The following is a 12,413-nucleotide window of genomic DNA, read 5'->3' as shown; positions in this document are numbered from 1 at the left end:
TTTTTTTTCGTAAGTTAATAAGTTATATTATTTCAGTTAGTTTTTGTATATAAATATTAAGGTTTTAATCAAATAAAAAACTATCTCCATATTTCATGGAGATAGTCTTCTTCAATTACTACTTTTGAAAAACATGTTTCACTTTTTCAGCTGGAATGTTACTTCCGCCTCTACCTTTTACATCTTCAATCATCATTGTAATGACCATATCTGGTGAATTTAAATCAAATGCAGCGAACCAGCCTAGTTCTTTTCCTTCGGCCTCTTTGGATACTTTTAATTCCGCTGTACCTGTTTTGCCAGCAAGAGTCATACCATCAATTTTAGCAATTTTTCCAGTACCATCTGGATCGTTAATTACTTTCGTTAAAGCCGTTTTCAATATATCTTGATTTTCTTTAGAAATCACGTTCTCTTTCCAAACTTTTGGTTGTTTATCTGTTTTAATAAGATACGGTGACGGAATCTTTCCATCATTTACAATCGGTGCATACGTTAAAGCTAAATGAAGAGGAGTCATTAAGACTTGTCCTTGTCCATATCCTGTATCTGCCATTTGAATATCATTTTTTATGCCATCATTTGCGATTTTAGAAGCTGGGAATCCGTATTCAATTGGTAATTTCTCATCAAATCCGAATTTTTTCGCCTCAGCCATAAATTTATCTTTTCCAATTTTCAAAGCTTCTTGTGCGAAATAAATATTATCCGAGTATTTCATTGCCTTATCAAAATCAATCGGATTCGCATCTTTTACACGTGTTACGTAATAATTGCCCCAAGAAGAATCTTTCGTCCATTTCAGTCCTTCAATTTTCAATTCTTCTTTTGGATCGATTGTTTTCGTTTCAAGACCAATTGCACCTGTAATTGGCTTAAATACAGAACCTGGTACCGATAATTGTGTAAATCGATTCGTCATCGGTTTTTTCGGATCATTATTCCAAGCCTCACGTTGTGCTTTTGATGTTCCTCGTGCAATTAAATTAGGATTATAAGCTGGACTACTTACAAGAGCAATTGTTTCTCCACTTTTCGGATTAATTGCCGCACTTGAACCAGCTTCTCCCTTCATTTCATTATACGTTTTTTCTTGAACAACACTATCGATAGTTAAAGTTACATTTTCTCCATCAACAGCATCTGTTTTCGCTAAATTTTTAATTTCTTTTCCCTGTGCATCTTCCATGAAGACACGGCCACCTTTTTTCCCGCGTAGCTGTTCTTCCAATACTTGCTCTAATCCAGCCTTACCAACTGGTTCATCGGCTTGATAGCCTTTCTTTTGAAGCGTTTTTAAATCTTCAGCATTTACTTTTCCGATATAACCAGTAAGATGCGCTGCTGCTTCCCCTAACGGATATGTACGAACATTTACAGGTTTTGCTACAACACCTGGTAAATCGATGTACGTATTTTGCGTTGCTCCCTCAGGCAAAATTCCAATTGGTACGAGATACCCTGGTTTTACCCATTTCGCAGCTAGTTTTTGATCAATCTCTTCTACAGACATATTTAACAACTTCGCTACTGCTTCTTTCGTTTGCGGAGCAGTTTCATCTAATTTTTCTGGAATAATTCCAATCTCAGAAGCTTTCCCATTCGTCGCAAGACCTTTTCCATTACGATCGTATATTTCACCACGTTTTGGTTGTGTTGTTTGCATACGCACTTTACTATCTTTTGTCATGCCAGGGAAAATGAAATCAGGTGTCCAATCTATTTTCCAAGATTCTTTATCTCCATCTTTTTCTTTCACCATTTTTGCTTCATGACCAAAAGTGATTTTACCACCAACTGTATCCATGCTTACTTTAAAAGGAACAGGGCCTTCATCTTTTTTATCTTCTTTTACTTCCCCTGTTTCTACCTTTAAGTCTTTTACTTCAATACCAGAATAAATTTTTTCATATTTCTCAGTAAACTCTTTCTTTGAAATATCTTTTTTTGCATTTTCTGATAATTGATCGTACATATCTGCAAATTTTTGTTTATTCCATGCTTTTACATATGTATCAAACGCTTCTTGTGGTTTTTCTTCTTTACCACATCCAACTAACATGAATGTTAAGCAAAGAAAAAGAATCCCCCATATTTTTCTCAACTGATTCTCCTCCTCTTTCTATATTAATACTTTTGAAAATTTTAGCATTTTTCACATGCTACCTTTCATTATAGCACTATTGAATATCCTCTATAAACTTACATTTATAAATACAAATAAAAAAATTGATGCGAATACTCACATCAATTTTTATTATTATTGTTGTTTCTCGTATACATGGTAATAATACGTATACGGATTTTTTTCATCCGTTAAACCTTTTTCTACAAAAATCTCTTTCCAATTTGTCATATCCATTTCTGGGAAGAATGTGTCCCCTTCAAATGCGTGGTGGATTTTTGTTATATATAACTTGTCTACATAAGGTAAAAAGAGATCATAAATTTGCGCTCCGCCAAAAATAAAAATCTCTTCTTCATTTTTACATAGTTCAAACACTTCTTCTACAGTATGAGCTACTTCGCAGCCTTCTACATGATACCCTTCATTACGAGTTACAATAATATTACGTCTTCCAGGCAATGGTCTACCAATTGCTTCATAGTTCTTTCTCCCCATAATAAGTGGGTGACCCATCGTCGTTTTCTTTACATACTGTAATTCACTCGGTAAACGCCAAGGTAAGTTATTATCTTTACCAATTACTCTATTCTCGTCCATTGCGACCATAAATGAAACAATCATCTTGTCATCTCCTCTACAATTACACTGCAACCGGTGCTTTAATCGCTGGGTGTGGATCATATCCTTCAATCGTTAAATCTTCCATCTCAAAATCAAACACAGATTTCACATCTGGATTTAATGTAAGTTTAGGGAACGGGTGTGGTTCACGTGCCAACTGCTTTTCGACTTGTTCAAAATGATTCGTATAAATATGTGCATCACCAATTGTATGAACAAACTCTCCTACTTCAAGACCACATTCATGTGCTATTAAATGTGTTAGAAGTGAATAGCTTGCAATGTTAAATGGAATGCCAAGGAATATATCTCCACTTCTTTGATATAGCTGACAAGAAAGTTTGCCATCCGCTACATAAAATTGGAATAGGGTATGACAAGGCGGTAATGCCATACTTGGTACATCTTCAGGATTCCAAGCAGAAACAATTAGGCGACGTGAGTCTGGCGTTTTTTTAATCATTTCAATTACATCTTTTAATTGATCAAGTGTCTCACCAGCTGTCGTTTTCCAAGCACGCCATTGCTTTCCGTATACGTCTCCTAAATAACCATATTTATTCGAAAAATCATCATCTTCTAGAACGTTCTTTTTAAACAATTCCATTTGCTCATCGTACTGCACTTTAAATTCCTCATCTTGTTGTGAACGAAGACCAAAATCAGTCATGTCAGGGCCAGTATATTCGTCACCTTCTACCCAGCTCTTAAATGCCCATTCATTCCAAATATTATTATTATGTTGCAATAAATAACGAATATTTGTATCACCTTTCATAAACCAAAGCAGTTCACTTGCTACAAGGCGAAACGGGACTCTCTTTGTCGTTAATAAAGGAAACCCTTTACTCAGATCAAAACGCATTTGATATCCAAATACAGATACAGTTCCTGTCCCTGTACGATCTTCTTTCTTCGTACCGTGCTCCATTACATGGCGGCATAAATTTAAGTATTCATATTCAGCATGTTTCATATGTAGGAAAACCTTCTTTCAATCTTATATGAAATTTATCATAACATGAAAAACAATAAATTTAATAATCTTGATAAATAAAAATTATTTCAGTAATTCTTACAAAATTATTAACTTTCCATATTTAAAAAGGTTTTCATTTTCTATTACCGAAAGTATAGTGCGGTAGGACAAAATTTATATTTGGAGGTTAGAAGTATGTCTAAAATTGAAACTCCTGTTATGACTTCGTTACAAACAACGGTTGAAAAAATGATGAAGGATTTAAACGTTCCTGGTGCTGCTGTAGCTGTTATAAAAGACGGTGAAGTTATTCTTTCAGAAGGTTTCGGATATCGAAATATAGTAACAAAAGAACCTGTTACACCGAGTACTCGGTTCGCAATCGGTTCCTCAACGAAAGCTTTTGGCACACTTTCATTAAGCTTGTTGGCACAGCAAAAAAAGTTTAATTGGGATACTCCTGTCCAGTCTTATATACCTAACTTCTCTTTATCTGAACTACTTGCTAGCTCACAAGTTACAGGACGAGATTTGGCTTCCCATCGTACTGGGGTAAGTCGTCATGAGGCTCTTTGGTACAGCTCTTCCTTATCTCGAAAAGATCTCGTTGAAAAAATAAAACATTTACAACTTGATGCACCGTTCCGCACAGCATTTCTTTATAACAACTTAATGTATGCAACAATTAGCTACATTGTTGAAAACATTACAAATCAAACATGGGAGCAATACGCTACAGAACATATTTTAGAACCTTTAAATATGAGACATACAAATTTCTCTGTTACAGATTCACAAACTACAGATGATTATGCTTTACCTTACATTGAAAATGAAGATGAAATAAAAGAAGTTCCATTCCGTAACATCGATACAGTCGGCGCTGCTGGATGTATTAATTCTACAATTGAAGATATGGCAAATTGGGTACTTCTTCACTTAAACGAAGGAAAGTTTGGAGATCATGAATTAATCTCCTCTGAATTATTACAACAAATGTATACACCACACAATTCAATTCCAGATCAACCGATTTTATCACTTCCCGAATCTCCATTAAATAGTTACGGACTTGGTTGGTTTATTAGCGCTTATCGTGGTAATAAGGTGGTTCATCATGGCGGTAATATTGATGGATTTTCAGCGCTCGTTTCATTCATACCAAATGAAAACATAGGCCTTGTCATTTTAACAAATGCTGGAGGCACATTACTTCCTACTTATCTCGCTAATCAAATTTATGATGAACTACTTGAATTAGAATCCATTGATTGGCATAAACGTGCTGTAGAAGATACTGAAAAAATGAAGGAAATGATGAAAGAAGCAACTGAATCACTTCCTGAACAAATTAAAGGAACTACACCTTCTCACAAGTTAGAGGATTATACTGGTACTTTTGAACATCCTGCATACGGAACATTACAAATATACAAGCGAGATGATTCGTTAAATGTACAATTTATGGAGATGGATATTCAATTAGGGCATCATCATTACGACATCTTCTCCGCAGAAGTTGAGTTATTCCAAATGAAAATGAGTTTATTATTCGCTTATGAAATGAGTGTGAGTGGTGAATTCCCATCCCTTCAGTTACATGTACCAGCTACGTTAAGTACTCAGCCGCTTACATTTAAGAAAATTTAATAATTATTTTAATAATAAAAAAGTAGGTGTGAGATAACACACCTACTTTTCCTATTCTTCATTTATCATTTCACTATCAAACCAAATCGGCTTCGATAATTCAAAGTTTTTATGATCCTTTAAAACTATAGTAAGACGTTCTAACGTATCATCTAACATATGCGGTGCTGCTCGTAAGGACCAGACAACTGATGAGAAAACTGTCATGCCAACGTACACCGCATATAATTTCCAAAACTCCTCTGGTATTCTACCATTAAAGTATCCTTCTATTTGTCCAATTGAATACGGAATACTAATGTCCCTTGCAAATAGTGCAATTTTCACGAAATCATGAAGTGGATCGCCCCAGTCGTATCCATTAAAATCAACAACACCTACATATTTCCCATCCCGCACAATTATATTTTCTAAATGAAAATCATCGTGTTGAAATCGATTTGGGCGGTTTTGTAAATACATTTCATTATCATCTATAAACTTTATGATTTTATCATCATTTTTTATTTTTATTCCACATGTTTTATATGCCACTAAATATTTCCGGTGTTTTTTCATTGCTCTTTCATACCATGGAAATATATCCTTAGGAGCTTCATATGTATGCATTTTTGCTAAATCTTTTCCTGCCTCTATACCAATATTATATTGTTCTTTTGGTGAATACGTAGGCAATAGCTTCTTCGCATCTTCTCCTTCTATATACGAAAAAACACCGTAGCATAAACCTTCTTCTTCCAACAAACCCATTTCAATTGGCTTTTGTGCTTGCACACTACGTTTTTGCATTTCATTTAAAATTTGAAACTCTATTTTCTTTCTTTCAAACTCTTTTATATCGCCTGTCCGTAACAAATACTTTTCATCTTCAATAGTCGTAATTATATATTTTTTATCAGGAGAGAAACCTTTAGAGATTTCTTCAATATTTGCTGCATCTTTTACTATTTGTATATTGCTTTGCCGTGCTGTAATTGTCTTCATGTTTATTCCCCTTACATTTCTACATTTGGTGTATACGCTACTTCTATAATAAATCCATTCGGATCGTAAAAATCAATAGTATAGTATCCGTCCGAATAATGACTCATTTCTATCGGACCACGTATTACCTTCACTTTTGTACTAGCAAGAAAATCTGCTACTTCATCAACTACTTCTCTACGAATAGCTTGGTAACAAATATGTCTAGGCCCTAAAGTCCTTACAATTTCCCCGTCCACCTCTTTAAAATATATTTCACTTTCTCCCGTACTATATGCTACTTCATTTAACTTTCTCCATCCAATTATCAAAAACAATTTATCATAAAAAGAAATAGACTCCTCTAAATTCGCGACCCAAAATTCAATATGATGAATACCTGCTCGAAGTGTATTCATATTAAGAATGTGCCCCCTGTACGACTTGTACAATTTCCATAGGCGTATGAACCATATAATCTGGTGCATCTTTTTCTACTGTTTCAATGACATCATATCCCCAAGATACCCAAATTACATTCACACCAGCCTTTTTACACGCTACTACGTCTCGCTGTTCATCACCAACGTATAACATATCTTGTTCTGTTAGCTTTTTCGATTTTAAAAACCTTTTTATCATTTTATCTTTACCGAACAAATTTTTAGAGCAATATACTTCTTGAATATTTTCTATACCATTATTGTGTAAAAACGCTCGAATATGTTCTTCTGAGTTCGATGATATAACCGCAATCCCGTAGCCCTTTTTATGTAATTCATCTAATACATCCTTCATCCCATGGAACAAAACGAGATCTTTTATAGCTGGTTGATATAATTTATAAAACTCTAACGCCAATATCGGTAGTTTATACAGTGGTACATCGAGTTGTTTACATCTCTCTGGCATCGTTAATTTACGTAAATGCTCAATTCCTTCTTCCCTTACTGTTTTATACCCATGTTTTTCAGCTAGTTGGTTATAAATTGGTACAAATATATTTTGTGAATCTACTAATGTGCCGTCAAAGTCAAAAACAATGTATTTTTGCATTCCCATACTCCCTTTGCTTCTTTTTCCTAAACATATGTTATTCAACAACATAGTTGTCTTACCCTTTTATCAACATAAAAAAGAACAAGATTTTCTCTTGTTCTTTTTAAGAAAGCCATTTTGGCGGTACATTCGTATTCCAATAAATATTTCCTAATTCATGATGTCCAGAGTATCCATCATCAAAACGATGATAGTGGAAATTGAAATAATAACCATCTTGCGGTGGATGATCTCTTCTTACATGAAATCGTAGTAAGTCATTTCCAGATTTCGTATCGTAAACGTGAAAAATCTTTTCATTATTTCCACCAGCTGGTTTCTGAGAAATCGATAATGATTGTAACGACTCCTCCGGTACATCATTGGCAAGCTCAGCAATTGCCTCTTCAATTTTCGGTAATATTACATCTTTAAACTCATCTTCAATTACTGGACCAATTTTAGTTCCAAACTTTTGCATCGACTGCTTCTCTGCTTCTTGCATTGCATAAGTAATAAAAGTATCGGTGGTTAACCTGTCATTCGCTTCTTCATATGTATAGGACGTACTTTCCAAATTTTGTTGCCCAGCTGTGCTCGTAGGCTTGTCCGCAGCTTTGGCATTATCAAGCAATATGGAAGGAGGCGTCACTAAACCAAATGTAAATACGGTAATTAATGCGACTAAGGTTTTTCTAAACCAATTTGGCATTTATGTTCCCTCCCCTTTCACTCATTATATTTTATATAACGGTTGTTTCTTCTATTATACAAAATGATTGTAATTTTTGCACTTTACAATTTTGTTAACGTTCACATATTTTTCACTTGAATATGAAATTGTAAGATTTCATACACTATAAATACAACAGCAATGAGGAGGCGATCAGATGACTTTAGATGTCGTGTACTCCGCCGCAAGCATACTCCTTTTAGTATATTTTATTTATCAGTGTGTTACAGACTAGAAAAAGAGCCATTTCCGGCTCTTTTTCTATGGTAAAAATACAATCCAACCAATCCATACTATAAAAATAATCCCGGCAATTACAGCTGGTAATAAATAAAAATGAGAAAGTATAACTATTCCATACAAAAGTATTACTGGAAGTAATAAATAGCGATCTGCCTTCCATCTTAACAATAGTAATTTGCCTTCATCACAATATAAATGTAGAAACATTTTTTTCGTAAATTCATTCCAATAATCGCGTGCATAACGAGAAATTGCAACTAACGTAAATACGAGGATAATAGCTGCAATCCACCTCGGACTCATCATAATACTTACCGTGCTTATACATACAATTTGAATATAAAATATTCGTGCACTACTTGTACGGAAAAATTCTTTCAAAAAAGATTCAACGATACGCGAATCAGCTTTTTTCCCTAAAAGTCTTTTAGAATGTGGAAACATCCACGGTTTTTTATTCGAACTGCTCGGCTTAGCAGCATGGCCACCGACTTGCATAATACCGCTCGTCCAACGCATACTTTCTTCTTTTTCTTTCTCAACTTCTTTAAAAAAGAAATTTTTATAATTCATCTTTACTTTTACTAATACTATAGCTAGGAAAACTGCTAAACCGATAAATAGTATTAAATAAAATGGATTTTTATAAGTGAAAAATAGACTCATTCCAAAAAAGGATAAGTTCATAGAAAATATTACATTTTTTATAATCCATAAAACCCATCGTTTCCCGACACGTATATGTATAAATCTCGTCAACAACGACAACATAAATCGAAATACAGTAAAGAATGTCCAAAATAATACGATTTGTATCTTTGTCGCTCCGATACTTTTCATTAACACTGGTAACATAACAACTACTACCATTACATTCGTTATCGCTATTCGAATAAATGTATATATCATGCCATACTGAATTAATTTTCGCATATGAGTTGGATACGAAATTAAAAATAAGCTATCTGCTTGTTCAAAAAACGAGCGTACACCTCTCGAATATGTTACAAGATAAAATGCGAGTAAACCTAATCCGAAATACACAGTCTCTTCCATCGATAATGTTTCCGTCCATAGTGATCGATAATAGATTCCCATAAATATAAGTGCTGGAATAATTATATATAACGCAACTGTCCAATCTGTTACCGAACGTATGGACTTCCATTTCCGCTGGAGTTCATGGCGTAATCTTTTATAAAATTGTTTTTTAATCATGCTGTTCACGCCTTACGATTACATCAAAACAGTCTAATAATGAACTCCCTGGCATTTCTGCTAACGTTTGAATAGACTCTAAATGTCCATCTGCAACTAATGTACCTTGTGAAATGAGCAAAAATCTTTCGCAAATTCTTTCAGCAGTATCCAATACGTGCGTACAAAGTAAAATTCCTGCTCCGCGCTCTTTTTCTTTATATAAATAACTTAAAAACTCTTTCGTAGCTACTGGATCTAATCCGATAAAAGGTTCGTCAATTATATAAAAATCTGGCTTAGTTAAAAACGCCAATATAAGCATCGATTTTTGTTTCATACCTTTTGAAAACTTTGATAAATACTCATGCTTATGCTTATCCATTCGAAACATATGTAATAATTCTTCAGCTTCCCTTTCCCAGCTTCCTACTTCATTCTCACGAGCAGCCATTAATAATTCAATATGTTCCCAGAGCGTCAAATAATCATAATATGTTGGATGTTCCGGCACATATGCATACGGGTTTTTCTTTTCACCAAATGATATTTCACCATTCATATTTACAAGTAAGCCTAGCATCGTTTTAATCGTCGTACTTTTCCCGGCGCCATTTGCGCCAATAAGAGCAACTAATTCACCTTTTTCAATTGAAAAAGCAATATCATGAATTGTTTTTTCACCTATTTCATATCCAGCTGAGTGGATATTCACCTTCAACATACATTCCCCTTCTTTCCATTTCCAATACAATCAAGGAAAAGAATAACATATAGCTATCTATATATCATTATAAAATATTTATTTTCATAGCAGGAAAAAACATTTTTTAACAGAATATTAAATGTTTGATTACATTTTATTGGAGTGAATACTATGCCTTTTCAAATTCGTGAAGCGATGATAGATGATATAGATACACTTTGTTCTTTAACAAAAGAATTAAAAGGTTCCTCTATTTCCTATGAAGATATGAACAACCGATTGCAATTCATACACATGAGTCCTTTTGATTTTTTATATGTTTATGAGGAAGAAGAAACTATATTTGGATTACTTGGGTTTCGTATACGCGAAAATTTAGAAGATGTAACTCGTTATGGAGAAATTTCAATTATTAGCGTCGATTCCACAATACGGCGGAAAGGCATTGGACAAGTGTTAATGAATTATGCAGAACAGTTAGCAAAGAAGCATAATTGCATCGGAACATGGCTAGTTAGCGGAACAAAAAGAGTGGAAGCACATCCTTTTTACAAAAAATTAGGTTATGAAGTAAATGGATATCGATTTGTAAAACATTTTTAAACTACTTTTTAATTGAAGGGACTATAACTATGACAAACATTAAAGCAATTTTCATTGATCGTGACGGTACAATTGGCGGCGACACTACAATACATTATCCTGGATCTTTTACATTATTCCCCTTTACAAAAGCAGCTCTGCAAAAACTAAAAGCTCAAAATATAAAAATTTTCTCTTTCACAAATCAACCAGGTATCGCGGATGGAATAGCGACTGTAGCTGATTTTGTACAAGAATTAGAAGGTTTCGGTTTTGATGATATTTACGTTTGTCCTCATAAACACGGGGATGGTTGTGAATGCCGTAAACCAAGTACAGGCATGCTTCTTAAAGCAGCGGAAAAACATGGGCTTGATTTAACAGAATGTGCTGTAGTTGGTGATCGCTGGACTGATATTGTGGCAGGAGCAAAAGTGAATGCGACAACGATATTAGTTCGAACAGGCGCTGGATACGATGCTTTACATACGTACCGAGACAACTGGGCACATATTGAGCCAAACTACATTGCAGAAAACTTTGAAGATGCAACAAACTGGGTTTTAAATCAACTATAAAACAATTTAAAAGAGACGTTTTCATTTTGAAAACGTCTCTTTTAATCTTACATTTTTTAAAATGTTAATTCATAATGGAAATAACGATTATCTCTTAAATAACCATTTTCAGCGTATAATCGCTGTGCTGATAAATTATCAATCTCTGTTTGTAATTTTACACCTTTTGCGCCATTTTCTAATGCGAATTTTTTAGCAGCTTCTAATAATTTTTTACCTGTTCCAGATCCGCGCTTCGCTGCCTGTACAAACAGATCATTTAAAATCCATAATTCTTTCATTGAAATGGAAGAAAATGATGGATATAGTTGCGTGAATCCAATATATTCACCGTCTTCAACTGCTACGAAAATAACGGATTCTTTTCTCTCGATACGATTTCGTAAAAATACTTTTGCACCTTCTAAATCGGAATCTTGTCGGTAAAACATACGATAGTTATTAAAAACTGATGCTAGTCCATCTAAATCTGCAATTGTTGCCTCATATATTCTCATTTTACTCCATTCCCCTTCCAATACTGTCTCATTATATCCGTTACCCATTTAGGCTGTTGTATTTCTTCTTTCGGCATAAACTCTTTCATTATTGGCTTTATATCCAATATAGGGGTGCCATCAATAGCGTCTAATCCCTCAACAATAATTGATTTACCGTCTCTTTTTATCACTTTTACAATTGTTACACCTAAGCGATTCGGGCGATTTTTCCCGCGCTGTGCAAAAATGCCTACTTTAGGATAATCCTTATTATTTCTAGGATGTCTAGCAACATATTGAATTTGTTCATCCGTTACTTTATGAAAATAAAAAACAACTTCAATATGAGAAAAATCTTCAATCCCTTGTATACTTTCCTCTGTATACAATTCAGTTAAAGTAATACAGGATCTTACTTCTCCCCATTCGTCATCTTTTATTTCCTTTCTTTCATTATGTACAAATGCGATTGGTTGAACTGAAAACATACGCATCCCCCTTAAATGTAACCACTTA

General features: G+C 34.2%; 14 protein-coding genes. 3 read left to right on the top strand and 11 right to left on the bottom strand.

Going from position 1 to position 12,413, the window contains the following annotated elements:
* Positions 1–118 precede the first annotated feature (118 nt).
* The 3 genes from pbpC to NSQ69_RS11000 all read right to left on the bottom strand — a co-directional run bounded on the left by pbpC (position 119) and on the right by NSQ69_RS11000 (position 3,725).
* On the bottom strand, positions 119–2,104 hold the full coding sequence (gene pbpC / locus NSQ69_RS11010) for a penicillin-binding protein 3 (protein ID WP_059038163.1): 1,986 nt from the start codon (positions 2,102–2,104) through the stop codon (positions 119–121).
* A gap of 156 nt (positions 2,105–2,260) precedes the next feature.
* Positions 2,261–2,749: a dihydrofolate reductase gene (locus NSQ69_RS11005; RefSeq protein ID WP_000637202.1), complete on the bottom strand. Its 489-nt coding sequence runs from the start codon at positions 2,747–2,749 to the stop codon at positions 2,261–2,263.
* Between the two features lie 19 nt (positions 2,750–2,768).
* Positions 2,769–3,725 (bottom strand): thymidylate synthase, encoded by a 957-nt coding sequence (locus NSQ69_RS11000; RefSeq protein ID WP_002127201.1) that lies wholly within the window; start codon positions 3,723–3,725, stop codon positions 2,769–2,771.
* Between the two features lie 198 nt (positions 3,726–3,923).
* Here NSQ69_RS11000 and NSQ69_RS10995 point away from each other — a divergent pair, with 198 nt between their 5' ends.
* Entirely contained in the window at positions 3,924–5,378 is a 1,455-nt protein-coding gene (locus NSQ69_RS10995; protein WP_033730139.1) for a serine hydrolase, read from the top strand.
* A gap of 51 nt (positions 5,379–5,429) precedes the next feature.
* Here NSQ69_RS10995 and NSQ69_RS10990 read toward each other — a convergent pair whose 3' ends face one another.
* The 6 genes from NSQ69_RS10990 to NSQ69_RS10965 form a co-directional block, all read right to left on the bottom strand.
* The gene (locus tag NSQ69_RS10990) at positions 5,430–6,362 is read right to left on the bottom strand and encodes an aminoglycoside phosphotransferase family protein (protein WP_002127198.1); all 933 of its coding nucleotides are present in this window, start codon (positions 6,360–6,362) and stop codon (positions 5,430–5,432) included.
* 11 nt (positions 6,363–6,373) lie between these two features.
* Positions 6,374–6,760: a VOC family protein gene (locus tag NSQ69_RS10985; RefSeq protein WP_001094650.1), complete on the bottom strand. Its 387-nt coding sequence runs from the start codon at positions 6,758–6,760 to the stop codon at positions 6,374–6,376.
* Position 6,761: 1 nt separating this feature from the next.
* The gene (locus NSQ69_RS10980; RefSeq protein ID WP_033730144.1) at positions 6,762–7,397 is read right to left on the bottom strand and encodes an HAD family hydrolase; all 636 of its coding nucleotides are present in this window, start codon (positions 7,395–7,397) and stop codon (positions 6,762–6,764) included.
* 106 nt (positions 7,398–7,503) lie between these two features.
* Complete coding sequence (locus tag NSQ69_RS10975; RefSeq protein ID WP_002127196.1) at positions 7,504–8,091, bottom strand: YpjP family protein; 588 nt, start codon at positions 8,089–8,091, stop codon at positions 7,504–7,506.
* 282 nt (positions 8,092–8,373) lie between these two features.
* Complete coding sequence (locus NSQ69_RS10970) at positions 8,374–9,573, bottom strand: ABC transporter permease (RefSeq protein WP_033730146.1); 1,200 nt, start codon at positions 9,571–9,573, stop codon at positions 8,374–8,376.
* Positions 9,566–10,276 carry an ABC transporter ATP-binding protein gene (locus NSQ69_RS10965; RefSeq protein ID WP_033730148.1) on the bottom strand — a complete coding sequence of 237 codons (711 nt, stop codon included), beginning with the start codon at positions 10,274–10,276 and terminating at the stop codon, positions 9,566–9,568. The genes NSQ69_RS10970 and NSQ69_RS10965 overlap by 8 nt, the downstream gene beginning before the upstream one ends.
* Before the next feature lie 153 nt (positions 10,277–10,429).
* Between NSQ69_RS10965 and NSQ69_RS10960 the strand changes: the two genes are divergently transcribed.
* Together NSQ69_RS10960 and NSQ69_RS10955 are read left to right on the top strand one after the other, a co-directional pair.
* A complete protein-coding gene (locus tag NSQ69_RS10960) occupies positions 10,430–10,861 on the top strand; it encodes a GNAT family N-acetyltransferase (protein ID WP_033730150.1) in 432 nt (143 codons plus the stop codon).
* A gap of 29 nt (positions 10,862–10,890) precedes the next feature.
* The gene (locus NSQ69_RS10955) at positions 10,891–11,418 is read left to right on the top strand and encodes an HAD-IIIA family hydrolase (protein WP_002127190.1); all 528 of its coding nucleotides are present in this window, start codon (positions 10,891–10,893) and stop codon (positions 11,416–11,418) included.
* Between the two features lie 56 nt (positions 11,419–11,474).
* Here the strand turns inward: NSQ69_RS10955 and NSQ69_RS10950 are convergent, their stop codons facing one another.
* Positions 11,475–11,915 carry a GNAT family N-acetyltransferase gene (locus tag NSQ69_RS10950; protein ID WP_033708121.1) on the bottom strand — a complete coding sequence of 147 codons (441 nt, stop codon included), beginning with the start codon at positions 11,913–11,915 and terminating at the stop codon, positions 11,475–11,477.
* Positions 11,912–12,385 (bottom strand): SAM-dependent methyltransferase, encoded by a 474-nt coding sequence (locus NSQ69_RS10945; protein ID WP_002127188.1) that lies wholly within the window; start codon positions 12,383–12,385, stop codon positions 11,912–11,914. The genes NSQ69_RS10950 and NSQ69_RS10945 overlap by 4 nt, the downstream gene beginning before the upstream one ends.
* Positions 12,386–12,413: the final 28 nt, after the last annotated feature.

Source organism: Bacillus sp. FSL R10-2201 (assembly GCF_038008665.1).
Taxonomy (GTDB): domain Bacteria; phylum Bacillota; class Bacilli; order Bacillales; family Bacillaceae_G; genus Bacillus_A; species Bacillus_A mycoides.
The sequence above is the reverse complement of the archived record's forward strand: the minus strand, read 5'-3'. Positions and strand labels throughout refer to the sequence as shown.